Raw genomic sequence first — 16,654 nt, 5'->3', positions numbered from 1 at the left:
TTGTCGTTTGGTCACTCAGTTCATCGAATAAATCTTTTTGTCTATTCTCAACGAGTGCCCACACAGATTGCATAGGTCAAATTGTTAAAGAGCGTTGACTTGCGAAGCGTTGCTTCGCTCGGTCAGGGCTGCGTATATTACTCGCCTTGCCGATGAAGTCAAGAAGAAATTTTATCTTTTTGTTGATGCCAACCGACGAAAACAAAACCTCTTTTTGACTCCCCTAACGCGTTGTCGGCGTTAAGTAGGTGGGCTATCTTAATCATTCAAAAACTGACGTCAAGCGTTTATTTTTATTTGATTTTTTGCCCCGACATGGCCGCTGAGCGCTTGCCCTGTGTGCCGTGTCGATGGAGGCGCATTATAGGGAAGCTGATCAGATTGGCAACCCCTTTTTAGGTGTTTTTTAGAAAAAAACTGTCACTCGCTGTTTTTTTGCTCGCTAGGGTGTAAAACTGGTACCAAAGTCAGCGTTATCTGACATTGTATAGCGATATAAAGAGGGATTTGTGATGGCAAAACAGCTGCGCGCTTATAAAGGCATGACGCCTCAGCTGGGCGAACGCGTCTATATTGATGAATCCAGTGTATTGGCTGGCGATATTACGCTAGGCGATGATGTGAGTATTTGGCCGCTGGTGGCGGCACGTGGTGACGTGAACCATATCCAGATTGGCGCACGGACCAATGTGCAAGATGGCTCAGTCCTTCATGTCACCCATAAAAATGCCGAAAACCCACAAGGTTACCCGCTGATCATCGGTGAAGAAGTGACAATCGGCCACAAAGTCATGTTACACGGCTGCCGGATTGGCAACCGAGTTCTAGTGGGAATGGGGACGATTATTCTTGATGACGCTGTGATTGAAGATGAAGTGCTAATTGGCGCTGGCAGTTTAGTCCCGCCCGGAAAACGCTTAGAGAGCGGCTACCTGTATGTTGGCTCACCGGTCAAACAGGTTCGCCCCCTCACTGACAAAGAGCGTGCCTATTTTGCACGCTCAGCGCAAAACTATGTCGACACTAAAGACATCTACCGCTGCGAGCACTAGATCACCAAGCTGCCATCGGGTTCAAACGCTTCTGATTCGATGGCTGCTTCCATTTGCTCTTCTATATCAAACCAGACTTGTTCGACGATCGCCTGCGCATTATCCGAGTCTACCGCACAACCGGCGAGCGCAGATAAGGTGGTAAAGCGGACAGCGCATGTTAACAACGCACCATTAAGTTGGCCGTAGAAACAAACACGCGCCTTTGCCGTGTCGACCTGCGCTTCGTCCGCAGCCAGAATAAGGGATTGATTCATCGACTGAGTGCCTCTCTTAACTGCTCGCGCACACGTTCGGTTTGTGGCCGACAGCCACGCCATATAGCAAAGCTTTCCGCCGCTTGTTCCACCAGCATGCCCAAGCCGTCTAAACATCGCCCTGCTCCTTGGCGTTGCGCCCATTGGTTGCTGGTTGTACAGCCAGCTTGATACACCATGTCATAGACAGTGGTCGCTGGACCAATCGCTCCTTGCGGGAGAGGGGGATGGCTTTGATGTAAGCTTGCCGAGGTCGCATTAATGATCACATCCACGGGCGCCGCCATGGGTTCATCCACGGCATGACTGGCGATCGGTCCGGCCTCACCAAATGCAGCGGCTAATTGCTGGGCTTTTTGCTCGGTGCGATTCACTATCATCAGCAATGCTGGCTCTTGCTCCAGTAAAGGAAGCAACACACCCCTTGCTGCACCGCCTGCTCCCACAACCATAATGCGCTTATCGCGCAGTGCCACATGGTGGTAGTGTAAGTCAGTTACCAAACCTGCCCCGTCCGTATTATCACCCAGTAGGGAACCATCGCTTTGCTTAACCAGCGTATTCACGGCACCGGCGCGGCGGGCACGCTCTGTCAGTGTATCAGCCCATTCATACGCTTGCTGTTTAAAAGGCACGGTCACATTGGCGCCGCGCCCTCCTTGCGCAAAAAACGCCTGCATACTGGACACAAAGCCTTCGAGCGGCGCCTCAATGGCTTGATAGTCGATGTATTGTTGGGTTTGCGTCGCAAATGCGGCGTGGATCTGCGGCGACTTACTGTGGCCAATCGGGTGGCCGACCACACAATAACGATCGGTCATCTGTTACCACTCCCTCGGTTTAAGGTAGTCGCGATAAAGTCTCGCTTCCGGTGCATCTTCATCAGGTGACCAATTATATTCCCAACGTGCCATCGGCGGCATCGACATCAGGATAGATTCGGTACGCCCACCACTTTGTAAGCCAAATAGCGTTCCTCTGTCATACACCAAGTTAAACTCGACATAGCGTCCGCGGCGATAAAGCTGAAAATCGCGTTCTCGCTCACCATAAGGCGTGGCTTTGCGGCGCTGTACTATCGGCAGGTAGGCATCGATAAAGCCTTTTCCAACCGCTTGGGTATAGGCAAAGCACTGTTCGAATGGCCATTGGTTCAAATCATCAAAGAAAAGCCCACCGACGCCACGGGTTTCATCGCGATGGGGCAGATAAAAATAGCGATCGCACCACGCCTTGTGATCAGCGTACACGCTATCACCAAAAGGCGCGCATAAGGCTTTGGCGGTCTGATGCCAATGCTGGCAGTCTTCCTCGAACGGATAGAAAGGTGTGAGGTCAAAGCCTCCGCCAAACCACCATACAGGATCTGTACCTTCTTTTTCGGCAATGAAAAACCGCACGTTTGCGTGCGAGGTCGGCACGTACGGGTTATTAGGATGGATCACTAACGACACCCCCATGGCCTCAAAACAGCGCCCGGCAAGCTCTGGACGGTGCGCGGTCGCCGAGGCAGGCATTTGATCGCCAAATACGTGCGAGAAGTTCACTCCCGCTTGCTCAAACACTTGGCCCTGACGCAGGACGCGACTGCGGCCACCGCCCCCTTTCTCACGCTCCCACGCATCTTCAATAAAATGCGCTTGACCATCTTCTTGCGCAAGCTGTTGGCAAATATCATCTTGAAGCTGGAGGAAAAAAGCCTTCACGGCTTGCTTATCAATTGTCGATTGACCGTGTGCCACGCTCACATCCTTTGTTACTGAGACTATATGCGTACTTTACCTGATCCACGCAGTGGGATCTTGACGGAATTTCATCCCCCACCGCCGACGCAAACGTTTTCCTTGCGGTGAAATCTGGGTATAATTCGCGCCACGCTCAGCTTATCTTATTCACGCTTGTCATCAAGAAGGACGTATTATGACTGTCGGTATCATCATGGGCTCGCAATCCGATTGGCCTACCATGACACATGCAGCGGCTATGTTGGATCATTTTGCCATCCCTTACGAAACCCGTATTGTCTCCGCCCATCGCACACCACAGTTACTTGCCGACTACGCCCAACAAGCGGCCGAGCGCGGGATTAAAGTGATTATTGCCGGCGCTGGGGGGGCCGCCCATTTGCCTGGGATGACCGCCGCACACACCAGCCTGCCGGTGCTCGGCGTGCCGGTCCAGTCAAAAGCGTTAAAGGGCATGGACTCATTGCTTTCTATTGCTCAAATGCCCAAAGGCGTGGCAGTGGGCACACTCGCCATTGGAGACGCAGGCGCCGCGAATGCAGGCCTCCTTGCCGCACAAATTCTCGCAACGGCCGACCCTGATTTGATGGCAAAAGTGGATGCGTTTCGCCAAGCGCAAACTGAAGCCGTTCTCGCTCAACCCAACCCACAAGGGTAAGGCCATGAATATTCTGGTGTTAGGCGCGGGACAACTGGCCCGGATGATGGCCTTGGCCGGCGCGCCGCTCAACCTTATCGTCAGCGCCTATGATGTGCGTAGTGGCGACATTGTTCACCCACTGACGCTGCAACCACTGGGGCACGGCCTCAATACGGCCATCGCCGGCGCAGATATTATTACCGCGGAATTTGAGCATATCCCCGCTGATATCTTGCACCAATGCGAGCAAAGCGGGAAGTTACGCCCCAGTGCTCAGGCGATTCTAACCGGTGGCGACCGCCAAATTGAAAAAGCCCTGCTGATGCAAGCAGGCGTCGCCAATGCGCCATACCGAGTGGTGTATACACAGGCTGATTTAGAAAAGGCGGTCGACGCACTGGGAGCACCCTTGGTCCTCAAAAGCACCTTGGATGGTTATGACGGCAAAGGACAGTGGCGCTATCGTGACGGCGATGATCTTCACGCATTATGGGCCGAGCTCGACGCCTTTCTTAGCGCGCCAGAGCAACGCGATGGCCAAGCCATCATTGCCGAAACCATGATCCCTTTTGACCGAGAAGTGTCACTGATTGGTGTGCGTGGCGCGAATGGTGAATTTGCCAGCTATAGCCTGACCCAAAACCACCACCATGATGGGATACTAACCTTGTCTGTGGTGCGCCCGGATGAACATGCCTTGCAAACACAGGCGGCGGACATGTTGGAAAAGATTGCCAGCGCGCTTAACTATGTGGGGGTACTCGCGGTGGAATTCTTTGATGTGGACGGCAGCTTGCTAGTTAACGAGATAGCGCCTCGGGTGCACAACTCCGGTCACTGGACACAGCAAGGTAGCGCGTGTTGCCAATTTGAAAACCACCTGCGCGCGGTCAGCGGCTTACCCCTCGGCCCAACCGATTTAATCCAGCCAACGGCGATGATTAATATCTTAGGCCAAGGCAGTGTCCCGCTTGCGACCTATCGTGATGCCCATGTGCATTGGTACAACAAAACGCCTCGTCCGGGGCGTAAAGTGGGTCATATTAATGTCACGGCCACATCGAACGCGGCGCTTGCCACCAAGTTAGCCAGCCTCGCCAGCTACCTCCCCGACGATGCTTTTCACGGTTTAAAATCGGCTGCCTTGGCTCTCGCCGCGCAAACCGATTAGCCTTCGCTCTCCGATTCTGCAGCCGATTCACCTTGAATCGCGCTGCAGGACTTATCGGCACATTGGTGCACCGTCTTGCCGCCTTTCTTACGCTCCACCAGCAGCGCAAAGCCACATTGCTCGCAGGTGCCGGCTATCGGTTGTGCGTTTACCGCAAAATGACACTTAGGGTATTGGTCACAGGCAAAAAAGCGCTTGCCGTAACGCGAGGTGCGCTCCACCAGCTCACCTTTGTGGCAGGCAGGGCAAGTGAGGGTAGTATGATCCGGTTCATCCGGTTTTTCGATATGCGTACATTGCGGGAACTGATCACAGCCAATAAACATACCGAATCGACCTTGGCGTAACACCAATTCTCCCTGATGACACGCCGGGCAAGCCACGCCAAGCGCTTTTACTACATGGCCATCACCATGATGTAACGCTTTGGTATAGTGGCAGTCTGGATAGGCGGTACAGGCCAGAAACGGGCCTCGTTTGCCCGATTTAAACGCAAGAGCGCTGCCACATTCCGGGCAGCGCTCATGGGTATTCGGGGTGTTATCTTTACTCATTCACACCTTTTACTGTCATTGATAAGCGTTAGTGCACGTATCCCTCTTGTGCGTCGTACAGCATTTCTTCCATCTGTGTATACGCACGTTCGTTACCGGGCACGTTAAACAGCACCATCAAAATAACCCATTTTAGATCATCAAGACCAAATTCTTGGGTCTCGAGCTCCATCACCCGATCGATGACCATTTCACGCGTTTCCGGTGAAAGCACCCCAGCCTGCTCTAAGAATAAAAGGAAGCCTCGGCTTTCTTGGTCGATAAAGCGCGTTTCTTGCTCGGTATAGATTCGGATCGAGCTTTGGGCACTGCCTGATAGGTAAGGCTGTTTATCCGCATTTTGCAACTGTGCCAGCTTTTCAAGCCAGTTCAGGGCTTTATATATATCGTCTTGATGAAAACCCGCGCGGGACAATTCATCTGCTAACTCGTCCTGATCGATCATCACTTCCACATCGCTGTGGATGTAGGTTTCGAACAGGTACATAAGAATGTCCATCATGGCTAGCCCCTCCTCGTTCTGACATAGCCACCGGGTACTGCTGCTACAAGCCCCTGGAGTTCTAAGTCTAACAACTGCATCATGATTTCGTGAACCGGTTGGTTGCAGCGCTCAGCCAGTACGTCGACACACGTCGCGTTAGCCCCTACGTTAGCCAACAGCGCAGAAAATGGCAATCCTTCGTGCGTATCTAACTTGGGTGCATCACTAAATAATTCGTTTTGCTGACTCACAGCAAACTGAACCAAGCTATCCACATCACTTATAATATCATCAACACAATCGACTAACACGGCGCCTTGTTTTATCAATTGGTGGCAACCTCGCGATTGGACTTGGTCTATGGGACCGGGAATCGCAAACACACTCCGGTTTTGCTCTAGCGCATAACGTGCCGTGATCAGTGACCCACTTTGCGGTGCGGCCTCTACCACTAATACGCCTGCCGACAACCCACTGATCAACCGGTTGCGGCGCGGAAAGTGTTCGGCTCTTGGCGGGGCGTCCGGCCAAAACTCTGAAACAAGCGCCCCCTGCGCTTCAATCCGCTTGGCCAATGCGCGATGCCGGGCGGGATACACATTGGCCAGTCCGCTTCCCAGCACCGCCAAGGTTTTTCCGCCACCCTCGAGTGCGCCTTTGTGTGCCCGGCCATCGATACCTAGCGCAAGCCCACTGGTGATCGCAACGCCATGCTCAACCAGTTGTTTGGCAAATTGAAACGCCGTTTCTAGCCCTTGCGGTGTCGCGTGTCGACTGCCCACCATCGCCAATTGAGGCATCGCCAAGCAAGTCAGATCGCCTTGCACATACAAGACCAAAGGCGGCCGTGCGATTTCTCGGAGTAGTGCAGGATAAGCTGGATGGTCAAAGCCAATCAGGTGGCAATTCTCTTGCCTCGCCCACTCAAGGCTACGCTCAATCATGGCATGATTGGGGTGCATGATGGCCTGACATTGCTCAGCGGTTAAGCCAACCGCGGCAAGCTCATGATGGGTTTGGTCACACAATGCGTCGATGGGCATTTTAGCTAACAGCGCGCGCCGCTGCGGGACGCGCAACCGCGGCACTTGAGTCAGCGTCAACCATCCTCGCAGCGATTTATCGTGCATAGGCCGGTTGAGAAGATGGCGGTACCGCATGCATGCCGGCTTTGATCGGCTGACGCGCTTGGGTGATCACCGCCAAGCTAACCCAAGGGTAAGCCCGAACGACCATGGTTTGTCCCACCGTCACATCAGGCATGGGTGTGATGGATTGTGTCGTGCTTTCGTTCGCGTTTTGATAGCGATACTCACCAGGGCCATTTAATACGTTGGCACCAGCTTCAGTGACAGTAAACATTTGTCCGGTCGTCACGCCATCATTGGCACCTTTATCGAGCACCACCAGCTGACCATTCGCGACATACTCACTGCCATAAAGATGCCCTAATAACCTCGCGTCGGTTTGAGCCGCTTGGGGCCAAAAGCGCGCATGCGTGTTCTCGGGCAAAGGTAACAAGACATCATTGGGCCGTACTTCCTGCACCACGCGTGTCAGTGTCATCACACTGCGCCCTTCACTTCGCGCACGGATACGTCCGTCAGCCACATGTTTTAAGCTCACCATAGCGATCGGTTCGGCGCTAGCCTCTGACGTCGCAGGGCGTAAAAAGGTTTTCTCAACCCGAAAAACCTGCCAATTTTTGGCACCCAACGACGCATCCACATACAGGGTATCGTGCACTGACAGATATTGACGCCCATCTGTAGAGCCAAGAACACGAGGCAGCGCCACCAAACGCGCCTTTTCGACCAGCATATCCTGTTGTAAATAGGGCAGCAGCATAGGATCGACACTGCTAAGCGCTGACGTCTTGGGTGCATCTCCCTTTGCTGCAATCGCGCGCCTAGGCTTGTAGCTGACGGCCGGTTTCCCCGCTTGCCATGTGAGGGTGAGCACATCGCCAGGATAAATAAGATTGGGATCCTTTATAGCCGGATTTGCGTACCATACGTCACGCCATTGCCAAGGATTATCGAAAAAGGTGGCGGCGATATCCCACAGGGTATCCCCCCGCTCAACCACGTATCGCTGACTCTCGGCAGGGCCGGCTGCCAGCACTGGTAGCGCGATAGCCAATAGCCCAGCGGCGGCGAGATTGAATAGCTTTCTTGTCATCAATGTCTTCCTCACCCGACGAATGATGCTGATGCTGTCAATTGGCTGGCAAAATGTCTAGAATTAACCCAATTACCCCGTGCCGCTTTCGGCACAGTTCAATTTTTATGAGACGTTATGGCTTTACTGAACGTATTAACATTCCCAGATGAGCGCCTTCGCACCGTGGCCAAGCCGGTGGACGCTGTCACACCTGAGATCCAGAAAATGGCTGATGACATGATTGAAACCATGTACGCCCAAGATGGTATTGGTCTCGCGGCCACTCAGGTTGATTTTCACCAACGCATGGTGGTGATTGATGTCTCCGAAACCCGCGATCAGCCCATGGTGCTTATCAATCCAGAAATCATCGAAAAGCGCGGTGAAGATGGCATTGAAGAAGGATGCTTATCTGTGCCCAGTGCACGCGCATTGGTTCCCCGTGCGGCAGAAGTGACCGTAAAAGCGCTGGATCGCGACGGCAACGCTATCCAGTTTGATGCCGACGACCTGCTAGCGATTTGTATTCAGCATGAGCTTGACCATTTAGAAGGTAAGCTGTTTGTGGACTACCTATCGCCGCTGAAACGTCAGCGCATCAAGCAAAAGATGGAAAAAATCAAACGCGCTAACCAGAAAGCAAGCTGAGGTCACTTTGAGCACACCGCTGCGTATAGTATTTGCGGGCACGCCGGATTTTGCCGCGCGCCATTTACAAGCCCTGCTCGATAGTGAGCATGAGGTGATTGCGGTTTATAGCCGTGAAGATAAACCCGCTGGCCGAGGCAAGAAGCTCACGGCAAGCCCCGTTAAACAGCTTGCGCTTGAGCACGACTTACCCGTGTACCAGCCTCGCACGTTGCGTGATGAACAAGCACAAGCGGAGCTGGCTGCCTTGAACGCCGACGTGATGGTCGTGGTCGCTTACGGGCTGATTCTGCCCAAGCCCGTATTGGACACCCCCAAGTTAGGGTGTATTAATGTGCATGGCTCCATTCTGCCACGTTGGCGTGGCGCCGCTCCTATCGAACGAGCAGTATGGGCTGGTGACAATGAGACGGGAGTCACCATCATGCAGATGGATGAAGGGCTCGACACAGGCGATATGCTTAAAATTGCGACCTTGCCCATTGATGAGAAAGAAACCAGTGGTAGCCTATATTTGCGCCTTGCGGAGCTGGGTCCGCAGGCATTGATTGATTGTCTTAATGACATGGCTAACGGCATTATTCTTGCGGAGCCACAAAACGATGCCAAAGCCAACTATGCCGAAAAGCTCAGTAAGCAAGAAGCGCAGATCGATTGGCATCAAGACGCCGCGTTTATCGAACGTTGTGTACGGGCATTTAACCCGCGCCCGGTCAGCTACTTCACCTTAGGTGAGCAAAACATCAAGGTGTGGGGCGCTAACGCACTAGATATCGACGTGGACGCGGCGCCAGGCACAGTGATCAACACTGACAAACATGGCATTCAGGTCGCGACCGGAAAAGGCGTGATCCAGCTGACCCAACTACAACCCCCGGGCAAAAAAGCCATGCAAGCGCATGAACTACTGAATGCACGTCGTGAATGGTTTGAAACAGGCACCCAACTGTAGCGTGCCACCGATACGTGAGAAGAAGGCCAGTACGCTGGCCTTTTTTAATCTGACCCACACTATCGTCTGATGCCAATTTGGCCTTTGAATAGGTAAACATATGAATGTAAGAGCCGCGGCCGCCCGCGTTCTGTATCAAGTAGTTGATCAGGGCCAGTCATTGTCCCAGCAGCTCCCCCTCGCTCAACAGAAGGTCGCCCCGCGTGATGCTGCTTTGTTGCAAGAGATTTGCTATGGCACCTTGCGCTGGTTACCGCGATTAGAGCATATCGTGCAAGCCCTGATGGATAAGCCACTGAAAGGCAAACAACGAGTCTTTCATCACCTCATTCTGGTCGGGTTGTATCAATTAGGCTATATGCGCATCCCGGCCCATGCCGCCGTGGCTGAAACCGTGAATGCCACCAAGCCATTGAAGCGCCCACAATTACGTGGATTGATTAACGCCATTTTGCGCAATTATCAACGCGATCAAGATGCGCTAGACCAAGCCAGCCAAGCGAATGATGCTGGTCATTACTGCCATCCCGGCTGGTTGCTCAAACGCCTTCAGGCCGCCTATCCATCAAATTGGCAAGACATTGTGGCGGCAAATCATCAAAAGGCGCCGATGTGGCTGCGCGTCAACCGCCAGCACCATTCTCGAGACAGTTATCAAACGCAGCTGCAACAGGCCGGTATTGGTGCCAGTGTCCATCCAGATGCCATGGACGCTCTGAAACTCGACGCGCCGTGTGATGTGTCTCGCCTCCCCGGCTTTGACCAGGGCTGGGTGTCGGTACAAGATGCCGCCGCGCAGCTGGCTGTCGATTACCTCCAACCCGCGTCTGCAGAACATATTCTCGACTGCTGTGCCGCGCCAGGAGGGAAAACGTGTCATATCCTTGAGCACCAGCCTGGTGCCATCGTGACGGCCATTGATGCCGATGAAAACCGCTTATCCCGGATCAAAGAGAACCTGTCACGGTTAGGGCTGAATGCTGATGTGAAACACGCGGATGCCCGTGAGCCGAGCGCTTGGCATCAAGGGCCCGCGTTTGATCGTATATTATTGGATGCCCCTTGTTCAGCCACAGGCGTGATCCGGCGTCATCCCGACATTAAGTGGCTACGCCGTGATAGTGACATTCACGCTCTGGTCACGTTACAGGCAGAGATTTTAGACACAATGTGGCAGCAATTGGCGCCAGGCGGTACGCTGGTTTACGCCACCTGCTCAGTGTTACCGGATGAGAACCGCGAGCAAATCCGTGCCTTTTTAGCCCGTGAACCTTCCGCGATACTGCGCACCGGCTCGCAAGCGCAGCCTGGTCGCCAGATTTTGCCAGGCGAAGACGACATGGACGGTTTCTATTATGCATGCCTAGAGAAGCCTTTGTGCGACTAGGCAGGGAGTGACAGTAGCATGAAAATCATCATCTTGGGTGCAGGACAAGTCGGCGGCACCCTAGCAGAAAACCTGGTAGGGGAAAACAATGATATCACCATTGTTGACCGCGCCCCCGAACGACTGCGTGAGCTACAAGATAAGTATGACTTACGCGTGGTACAGGGGTTTGCCAGTCACCCAACCACGCTGCAAGAAGCCGGCGCTCAAGATGCAGATATGCTGGTCGCGGTGACCAACTCAGACGAAACCAATATGATCGCCTGTCAGGTCGCGTATACACGTTTTAATACACCAAACCGCGTCGCTCGGATCCGCAGCCCTGAATACTTGGCGGTGAAAGAGCAACTGTTTAACAGCGACGCCTGTCCGGTTGACCATCTTATCGCCCCTGAAGAGCTGGTCACTCGTTATATTCGTCGTCTAATTGAATACCCAGGCGCCTTACAGGTGGTCAGCTTTGCCGATAAAAAGGTCGGTCTGGTTGCGGTTAAGGCGTATTACGGCGGTCCTTTGGTCGGTAAAGCCTTGTCCGCCTTGCGTGAGCATATGCCGCATGTCGATACCCGTGTCGCCGCTATTTTCCGTCGTGACCGGCCCATTCGTCCACAAGGTACCACCATCATCGAAGCCGATGATGAAGTCTTTTTCGTCGCCGCGAGTAACCATATTCGCTCGGTGATGAGTGAATTACAGCGCCTTGAAAAGCCCTACAAACGCATCATGATTGTTGGTGGTGGCAACATTGGTGCCGGCCTCGCGATGGCGTTGGAGCGTCAATACAGCGTGAAGTTGATTGAGCGTAACCCCTCCCGTGCGGAACACCTTTCTGAGTTACTTGAAGAAACCACGGTGTTTTGTGGCGATGCCTCTGATCAAGAACTGCTCAGTGAAGAGCACATTGATCAGATTGATGAGTTTATCGCGGTCACCAACGAAGACGAAGCCAATATTATGTCGGCCATGTTGGCGAAACGCCTTGGCGCGAAAAAAGTCATGGTGCTTATCCAGCGCGGCGCCTATGTGGACTTAGTGCAAGGCGGGGTGATTGATATTGCCATCTCCCCTCAACAGGCGACGATATCTGCGCTACTCACCCATGTGCGCCGCGCAGACATTGTTAATGTCTCGTCACTACGACGCGGCGCCGCTGAGGCGATTGAAGCCATCGCCCATGGGGATGCGTCGACATCCAAAGTGGTCGGGCGCGCCATCGGCGAGATAAAACTGCCCCCCGGTACCACCATCGGTGCCGTGGTGCGCGGCGATGAAGTGTTAATTGCGCACGATAAAACCGTGATCCAGCAAGATGACCATGTGGTCTTGTTCTTGGTGAACAAAAAATATATTCCTGACGTTGAACGCCTGTTCCAGCCCAGTCCCTTCTTCCTATGATCCTCGCCTGCAGGCGTTGTTGCCTGCAGGCTCACGCTTTTTCGCTGTCTACTGCCGTTCCAATCACTTTGGGTATACACTAATAAAAGTTCTCTCGGTATCGATGACACACAAAGGAACGCCATGTCGGACGATAAGTTTCAGCAATCTACCAGCTTCCTCAAAAAAGCTGTGCCTTTGATGATGAAATACAAGGTGCCCACCACGCCCACCAACTATGCCCTGTGGTACACCTATGTCGCCAATACCGACGCCAAACTCAATGCGGATGTCGATGCCACCGTCGATGAGCACGGTACCTGTAGTCCGCTGCAAAGCGACATGCTTTACCAAAAACACATGGCCGATAAGCATAGCCGAGACATCAATGCGTTAAAGCAAAGCTTAGAATCGATGATGACCGAGATGAGCCACTCAATGTCAGATACTATCCAGGATACTGACGCTTTCCATTCGGTTCTCGATAACACCTTTGAACAGCTGTCACGGGTCGAAAATGAAGGGTTATCCATTGATGAGACCATTGCCGTGGTTCGCAACGTGGTCAAAGATTCGCAAGCGCTTACTCAGTCGACCCGCTACTTTAAACACCAGCTGAATGACGCGCAGCAAGAGATTGCGCAATTAAAGCAAAATTTGGCTGAGATGACCGAACAAGCCACTCATGATGGCCTAACCGGTTTGCTTAACCGGGCTGCCTTCGAGCGCGAACTCGCCGCCTACATTGATAGCCCACAAACCTGGCCGTTCTGCTTGGTACTCATCGATCTCGACCACTTCAAACACCTCAATGATACCTACGGCCATGTGCTCGGTGACATTGCCTTAAAGCAAGTTTCTAAACGGATCCTCGACTACTGTCGCGATGGCGTACAAGCCTTTCGCTACGGGGGCGAAGAATTTGCCTTGCTGGTGCCGCAAAAACGCCTCAGCACGGCCAAGCGCACCGCTGAAACATTGCGGGCGGCGATTGACCGCATGGTGATCAAAGACCGGCGTCGTGGCCGCACTCTAGACAGCATTACTGTATCGATAGGCGTCGCCGAGTATGACGAATATAAAGGTGAGAGCGGCGCAGATCTGATTTACCGTGCCGATCAGCACCTGTATCAAGCTAAAAACCTAGGCCGTAATCGCGTGATGCCGATTAATTAATCACCACCTGAGCGGAAATTGATCCTGGCTAAGTTTCATCTCAGTGTGGTCGGGCACAATGGCATTTTTTACGTGCCACACTGAGGACGCCCATATGCAATGCCACCGTATCAATGAGCTGCTCGACCTACTCAATCAATCTTGGCAAAAAACCCCTGACTGTTCTCTGATGCAAATGCTCATCCAGATCGCTGATGAAGCCGGTCATGGTCAGGATATCACCACACTGTCAGACGATACCTTGATCTATCAGCTTAAGATGCGACTAGAAGATACTGATGCCCCCATTCCTGGGCTAGCCAAAGATTGTGAAGACGATTTTAAAGCCGCGATTTTGCGCGCACGCGGGATCCCGCCTCAGCAATCGTCGTGAAAGCAGTCTGGCTAATCGTCTGTTATAGCTAGATTTCATTGAGTTTGTGGCTATGTTGCAAACTATGACTCTGGTAGCGTATTCAAGGAGTTCGCTGCGCTACAATCACAGGCAACAATGATAATCAGGGCCTGGCAACGCACCATGGACCCGTACCCCAAGGAAAGCCAATGTCATGAGCGATAAAAAAATCAACGTCAAAGACGTGACTGCAAAAGAGTACAACCCCAAAACTCACAAAGGGGCTGACGACCGTTTCAACCCAAGCAATCGTATTTATGTGCGTGCGGTAAAAGGCTATTACCAGCGTATGCGACGCTATATGGGCTGGTTTTTCATGCTGGTGTTCCTCGCCATTCCATGGCTCCCATACCAAGGACGCCAAGCCATCTTACTCGACATCGGTAATCAGAAATTTACCTTTTTTGGCACCACACTCTGGCCACAAGACCTTACCTTGCTGGCTGCACTATTGATGCTCGCGGCATTTGGCCTTTTCTTTATCACCACCTTTCTTGGCCGCGTGTGGTGTGGGTATTTATGCCCGCAAACCGTGTGGACCTTCTTATTTATTTGGTTTGAAGAAAAACTCGAAGGCGCCGCCAACAAGCGCCGCAAGCAAGACTCGTTAAAACTGACGCCTGAGCTAGCCGCGCGCAAAACCGCTAAACACGCGGCATGGTGGGCGATCTCCTTGATTACCGGGATGACCTTCGTTGGCTACTTTGTGCCAATGCGCGAGTTAGCTATCGATTTAGTCACCTTTGATACCAGCTTCTGGGTCGGTTTTTGGGTGATCTTCTTTGCCGCTTGTACTTATGGCAATGCAGGCTGGATGCGCTCGATTATGTGTATTCATATGTGCCCTTACGCACGCTTCCAGTCGGCGATGTTCGACAAAGACACCTTTATTGTCGGATATGATGCTAAGCGCGGCGAAAAACGCGGCCCTCGTCCTCGCAAAAAAGATCCGAAAGAGTTGGGACTCGGTGACTGCATTGACTGTAATTTGTGTGTGCAGGTCTGCCCAACAGGCATCGATATCCGTGACGGCTTGCAATACGAATGTATCAACTGTGGTGCCTGTATCGATGCTTGCGATGAAACCATGGATAGGATGGGCTATGAGCGTGGACTGATTAGCTACACCACCGAGCACAAACTAGAAGGCAAGAAAACCGCCGTGATGCGACCTAAGCTCCTTGGCTACGGGGTCGTCATGACCATCGTCACCGCGATGTTCATCTACTTAGCGATGTCAGTGATGCCCATGGAGCTGGATGTGATTCGAGACCGAAACCAGCTTTATCGCATCAATAACCAAGGGTTGGTGGAAAACACTTATACCTTAAAAATCCTCAATAAAACCCAATCGGATGAGACGTACCAACTGTCGGTGAATGGGCTGAACGATGTGGAATGGCATGGCCCGCAAACGGTCAATGTCCAAGCAGGGGAAGTGTTCTCATTACCCATCAGCCTCGCCGTTGATACCTATGAGATGGAACAGCGTATCGCTGATATCACTTTTGTGATGGAACGTGAGTCGGGTGAGGAGCAAAAAGTGGTCACGGCAGAGAGTCGGTTTATCACGGATCTCTAATCGTCATTTTAATCCACAATGAAAGGGCGCAGGCAGCGCCCTTTTTATTTGTTACCATGGCGTTTTGCCACACAAACGGAATGCTCATGACTGACCATGGCTTTGACTTTCATACACTAACGCCAGATGTTCAGTTAAATGCGATTGAGTCGGTGGGGATCTATCCTCAATCAGGCTTGCTTGCGCTGAACAGCTATGAAAACCGTGTTGCCCAATTTGTCGCTGATGATGGCCAGCGCTATGTGGTGAAGTTTTACCGTCCTGGGCGATGGTCTAACGCGCAAATTATCGAAGAGCACGCATTCTGTCATGAGCTCGCCCAGGCCGATATTCCCGTGGTAGCCCCAATCTACCGCGACGGTACAAGCCTTTTTACCGCCGAGGGGTTTCGCTTTGCGTTATTTCCCAGTGTCGGCGGCCGGGGTTTTGAAGTGGATAATTGGGATCAACTTGAGGCGGTCGGCCGTTACCTCGGCCGCCTACACCAAGTGGGCGCGGCGACCCCCTTCCAACAACGGGCAAAGTTTGATCTCGACAGTCATCTTTATCAACCTCGTCAGGTGTTAAATGAGGCAAATCTGATCCCAGAAGGCATTCAGGCAACCTTTTTCTCTGATCTTGACCGCTTAATTGACGCCATTGCCGCTCGCTGGCATACAAATTGGCCGGCGATCCGCTTGCACGGCGACTGCCACCCCAGCAACATTCTGTGGCGCGACGGTCCACTGTTTGTGGATTTTGACGACACGCGTAACGGCCCTGCGATTCAAGACTTGTGGCTGTTTTTAAACGGCAGTCGTGCCGATCAGCTCGCCCAACTCGATACCTTGGCAGAAGGTTATCGCGAATTTCGTGAATTTCCCGCCGATCAATTGCAACTGATCGAGCCGTTGCGTGGTCTGAGAATGGTGCACTATATGGCGTGGCTAGCAAAACGCTGGCAAGACCCGGCATTTCCACGTGCATTCCCTTGGTTTGCTGATGCAAAATACTGGGAAGGTCAGGTACTTGCATTTAAAGAACAACTTGCCACCTTAGAAGCGCCACCGCTTACGCTGTACCCGTAAGCGCTCAA

18 protein-coding genes are annotated in these 16,654 nt (G+C 52.7%); 11 read left to right on the top strand and 7 right to left on the bottom strand.

Annotated features, from left to right (window positions below):
• Window positions 1-512 precede the first annotated feature (512 nt).
• Entirely contained in the window at window positions 513-1,052 is a 540-nt protein-coding gene (locus tag BZG25_RS14945) for a gamma carbonic anhydrase family protein (RefSeq protein ID WP_021022715.1), read from the top strand.
• Here BZG25_RS14945 and BZG25_RS14940 read toward each other — a convergent pair.
• From BZG25_RS14940 to hemF, 3 genes are read right to left on the bottom strand one after another with little or no spacing between them, the layout of a single operon-like run.
• Window positions 1,049-1,309 carry a DUF1488 domain-containing protein gene (locus tag BZG25_RS14940; protein WP_158010045.1) on the bottom strand — a complete coding sequence of 87 codons (261 nt, stop codon included), beginning with the start codon at window positions 1,307-1,309 and terminating at the stop codon, window positions 1,049-1,051. The two genes, BZG25_RS14945 and BZG25_RS14940, sit on opposite strands and share 4 nt — an antisense overlap.
• Window positions 1,306-2,130: a shikimate dehydrogenase gene (aroE, locus tag BZG25_RS14935; RefSeq protein ID WP_077579371.1), complete on the bottom strand. Its 825-nt coding sequence runs from the start codon at window positions 2,128-2,130 to the stop codon at window positions 1,306-1,308. The genes BZG25_RS14940 and aroE overlap by 4 nt, the downstream gene beginning before the upstream one ends.
• 3 nt (window positions 2,131-2,133) lie before the next feature.
• Entirely contained in the window at window positions 2,134-3,051 is a 918-nt protein-coding gene (hemF, locus tag BZG25_RS14930) for an oxygen-dependent coproporphyrinogen oxidase (RefSeq protein ID WP_077579372.1), read from the bottom strand.
• A gap of 178 nt (window positions 3,052-3,229) precedes the next feature.
• Here hemF and purE point away from each other — a divergent pair, with 178 nt between their 5' ends.
• Together purE and BZG25_RS14920 are read left to right on the top strand one after the other, a co-directional pair.
• Complete coding sequence (gene purE / locus BZG25_RS14925; RefSeq protein WP_069362358.1) at window positions 3,230-3,712, top strand: 5-(carboxyamino)imidazole ribonucleotide mutase; 483 nt, start codon at window positions 3,230-3,232, stop codon at window positions 3,710-3,712.
• A 4-nt stretch (window positions 3,713-3,716) separates the two neighbouring features.
• Window positions 3,717-4,865: a 5-(carboxyamino)imidazole ribonucleotide synthase gene (locus tag BZG25_RS14920; protein ID WP_077579373.1), complete on the top strand. Its 1,149-nt coding sequence runs from the start codon at window positions 3,717-3,719 to the stop codon at window positions 4,863-4,865.
• On the opposite strand, the gene BZG25_RS14915 is transcribed toward BZG25_RS14920, so the two are convergent.
• The 4 genes from BZG25_RS14915 to BZG25_RS14900 are packed head-to-tail and all read right to left on the bottom strand — an operon-like array spanning window position 4,862 to window position 8,084.
• On the bottom strand, window positions 4,862-5,419 hold the full coding sequence (locus BZG25_RS14915) for a type I DNA topoisomerase (RefSeq protein WP_077579374.1): 558 nt from the start codon (window positions 5,417-5,419) through the stop codon (window positions 4,862-4,864). The two genes, BZG25_RS14920 and BZG25_RS14915, sit on opposite strands and share 4 nt — an antisense overlap.
• A 28-nt stretch (window positions 5,420-5,447) precedes the next feature.
• Window positions 5,448-5,921, bottom strand: a complete 474-nt coding sequence (locus tag BZG25_RS14910; RefSeq protein ID WP_046074885.1) for a DUF494 family protein — start codon at window positions 5,919-5,921, stop codon at window positions 5,448-5,450.
• A gap of 2 nt (window positions 5,922-5,923) precedes the next feature.
• Window positions 5,924-7,063, bottom strand: a complete 1,140-nt coding sequence (gene dprA / locus BZG25_RS14905; RefSeq protein WP_241828728.1) for a DNA-processing protein DprA — start codon at window positions 7,061-7,063, stop codon at window positions 5,924-5,926.
• A complete protein-coding gene (locus BZG25_RS14900) occupies window positions 7,023-8,084 on the bottom strand; it encodes a LysM peptidoglycan-binding domain-containing protein (protein ID WP_077579376.1) in 1,062 nt (353 codons plus the stop codon). Before BZG25_RS14900 ends, dprA begins: the two co-directional genes overlap by 41 nt.
• A gap of 117 nt (window positions 8,085-8,201) precedes the next feature.
• Here BZG25_RS14900 and def point away from each other — a divergent pair, with 117 nt between their 5' ends.
• The 8 genes from def (at window position 8,202) to BZG25_RS14860 (ending at window position 16,646) form a co-directional block, all read left to right on the top strand.
• Window positions 8,202-8,714: a peptide deformylase gene (gene def, locus BZG25_RS14895; protein WP_046074882.1), complete on the top strand. Its 513-nt coding sequence runs from the start codon at window positions 8,202-8,204 to the stop codon at window positions 8,712-8,714.
• A 7-nt stretch (window positions 8,715-8,721) separates the two neighbouring features.
• The gene (gene fmt, locus BZG25_RS14890; protein ID WP_077579377.1) at window positions 8,722-9,666 is read left to right on the top strand and encodes a methionyl-tRNA formyltransferase; all 945 of its coding nucleotides are present in this window, start codon (window positions 8,722-8,724) and stop codon (window positions 9,664-9,666) included.
• A 100-nt stretch (window positions 9,667-9,766) separates the two neighbouring features.
• Entirely contained in the window at window positions 9,767-11,053 is a 1,287-nt protein-coding gene (rsmB, locus tag BZG25_RS14885) for a 16S rRNA (cytosine(967)-C(5))-methyltransferase RsmB (RefSeq protein WP_077579378.1), read from the top strand.
• An 18-nt stretch (window positions 11,054-11,071) separates the two neighbouring features.
• Window positions 11,072-12,448, top strand: coding sequence for a Trk system potassium transporter TrkA (trkA, locus tag BZG25_RS14880; protein WP_077639330.1), 1,377 nt, complete (start codon window positions 11,072-11,074; stop codon window positions 12,446-12,448).
• A gap of 123 nt (window positions 12,449-12,571) precedes the next feature.
• Window positions 12,572-13,603 (top strand): GGDEF domain-containing protein, encoded by a 1,032-nt coding sequence (locus tag BZG25_RS14875; RefSeq protein ID WP_046074878.1) that lies wholly within the window; start codon window positions 12,572-12,574, stop codon window positions 13,601-13,603.
• 94 nt (window positions 13,604-13,697) lie between these two features.
• A complete protein-coding gene (locus BZG25_RS14870) occupies window positions 13,698-13,976 on the top strand; it encodes a YihD family protein (protein ID WP_046074877.1) in 279 nt (92 codons plus the stop codon).
• 175 nt (window positions 13,977-14,151) lie between these two features.
• Window positions 14,152-15,579: a cytochrome c oxidase accessory protein CcoG gene (ccoG, locus tag BZG25_RS14865; protein ID WP_046074876.1), complete on the top strand. Its 1,428-nt coding sequence runs from the start codon at window positions 14,152-14,154 to the stop codon at window positions 15,577-15,579.
• An 86-nt stretch (window positions 15,580-15,665) separates the two neighbouring features.
• Window positions 15,666-16,646, top strand: a complete 981-nt coding sequence (locus BZG25_RS14860) for a serine/threonine protein kinase (RefSeq protein ID WP_046074875.1) — start codon at window positions 15,666-15,668, stop codon at window positions 16,644-16,646.
• Window positions 16,647-16,654 lie beyond the last annotated feature (8 nt).

It is taken from the genome of Salinivibrio sp. ML198 (assembly GCF_001996015.1).
In the GTDB taxonomy this organism is placed as follows: Bacteria; Pseudomonadota; Gammaproteobacteria; order Enterobacterales; family Vibrionaceae; genus Salinivibrio; species Salinivibrio siamensis.
Note: the sequence above shows the minus strand (reverse complement) of the source record. Positions and strands in the feature narration are given on the sequence as shown.

Bases quoted from the DNA above. Each gene is read 5' to 3' on its own strand.
- aroE (WP_077579371.1), bottom strand. From the start codon at position 2,130: ATGACCGATCGTTATTGTGTGGTCGGCCACCCGATTGGCCACAGTAAG.
- trkA (WP_077639330.1), top strand. From the start codon at position 11,072: ATGAAAATCATCATCTTGGGTGCAGGACAAGTCGGCGGCACCCTAGCA.
- BZG25_RS14875 (WP_046074878.1), top strand. From the start codon at position 12,572: ATGTCGGACGATAAGTTTCAGCAATCTACCAGCTTCCTCAAAAAAGCT.
- rsmB (WP_077579378.1), top strand. From the start codon at position 9,767: ATGAATGTAAGAGCCGCGGCCGCCCGCGTTCTGTATCAAGTAGTTGAT.
- BZG25_RS14915 (WP_077579374.1), bottom strand. From the start codon at position 5,419: ATGAGTAAAGATAACACCCCGAATACCCATGAGCGCTGCCCGGAATGT.
- BZG25_RS14940 (WP_158010045.1), bottom strand. From the start codon at position 1,309: ATGAATCAATCCCTTATTCTGGCTGCGGACGAAGCGCAGGTCGACACG.
- BZG25_RS14920 (WP_077579373.1), top strand. From the start codon at position 3,717: ATGAATATTCTGGTGTTAGGCGCGGGACAACTGGCCCGGATGATGGCC.
- BZG25_RS14945 (WP_021022715.1), top strand. From the start codon at position 513: ATGGCAAAACAGCTGCGCGCTTATAAAGGCATGACGCCTCAGCTGGGC.
- purE (WP_069362358.1), top strand. From the start codon at position 3,230: ATGACTGTCGGTATCATCATGGGCTCGCAATCCGATTGGCCTACCATG.
- ccoG (WP_046074876.1), top strand. From the start codon at position 14,152: ATGAGCGATAAAAAAATCAACGTCAAAGACGTGACTGCAAAAGAGTAC.
- def (WP_046074882.1), top strand. From the start codon at position 8,202: ATGGCTTTACTGAACGTATTAACATTCCCAGATGAGCGCCTTCGCACC.
- BZG25_RS14900 (WP_077579376.1), bottom strand. From the start codon at position 8,084: ATGACAAGAAAGCTATTCAATCTCGCCGCCGCTGGGCTATTGGCTATC.
- BZG25_RS14910 (WP_046074885.1), bottom strand. From the start codon at position 5,921: ATGATGGACATTCTTATGTACCTGTTCGAAACCTACATCCACAGCGAT.
- dprA (WP_241828728.1), bottom strand. From the start codon at position 7,063: ATGCGGTACCGCCATCTTCTCAACCGGCCTATGCACGATAAATCGCTG.
- BZG25_RS14860 (WP_046074875.1), top strand. From the start codon at position 15,666: ATGACTGACCATGGCTTTGACTTTCATACACTAACGCCAGATGTTCAG.
- BZG25_RS14870 (WP_046074877.1), top strand. From the start codon at position 13,698: ATGCAATGCCACCGTATCAATGAGCTGCTCGACCTACTCAATCAATCT.